At 74.3% G+C, this 502-nt stretch carries 1 protein-coding gene and 1 riboswitch; the gene reads right to left on the bottom strand.

What is annotated here, in order from left to right:
- Positions 1 to 210, bottom strand: a 210-nt coding sequence (locus CKO13_RS12500) for a DUF4147 domain-containing protein (RefSeq protein WP_200261488.1), incomplete at its 3' end; no start/stop codon positions are given.
- Between the two features lie 94 nt (positions 211 to 304).
- A riboswitch (TPP riboswitch) is annotated at positions 305 to 411 on the top strand.
- The last annotated feature ends 91 nt before the right edge of the window (positions 412 to 502 follow it).

The following is a 502-nucleotide window of genomic DNA, read 5'->3' as shown; positions in this document are numbered from 1 at the left end:
GCCGCCGCCGTCGAGCGGCCCGCCCCAGAGCCGCTCGACGGCGGCGGCCATGGCGGCCGCCGCCTTGCCGGCCCCGACGACAACCGTCCGGCCCCGCGGCGGCCGGGGGAGGGAGCCCGGCAGGCAGCGCGGCGCCTGCACCGCCGCCACCGCCTCCTCGAGCCAGCCCGTCAGCAGCCCGCGGGGGTCTTGTTGCCCCGTGGTGCTCATTCCCGTCACCCCTTCTACGCTCAAGTGTGCAGTGCGCGGTATCGTGCCACCGTTTTTGCGCGACTGTGGAGCGCAATGCTCTAATAAGCGCACCAGACGGAAGCGGGGGTGCCCGCCGCCGGGGAGCCGCCGGCGGGCTGAGAGAGTCCCTTGGAACCTGATCCGGTTGATACCGGCGTAGGGAGCTTCCGGGAGCCGATGGCCGGCCGCCGCGGCCGGCCCCTCCCCCGCTCCGTCTCCGCCCACAAGCCACAGGAGATGGAGCCATGCGCGAGCCGCAGACCGACGAGGC

The sequence above is a fragment of the Halorhodospira neutriphila genome, from assembly GCF_016584055.1.
GTDB classification, from domain to species: domain Bacteria; phylum Pseudomonadota; class Gammaproteobacteria; order Nitrococcales; family Halorhodospiraceae; genus Halorhodospira; species Halorhodospira neutriphila.
Note: the sequence above shows the minus strand (reverse complement) of the source record. Positions and strands in the feature narration are given on the sequence as shown.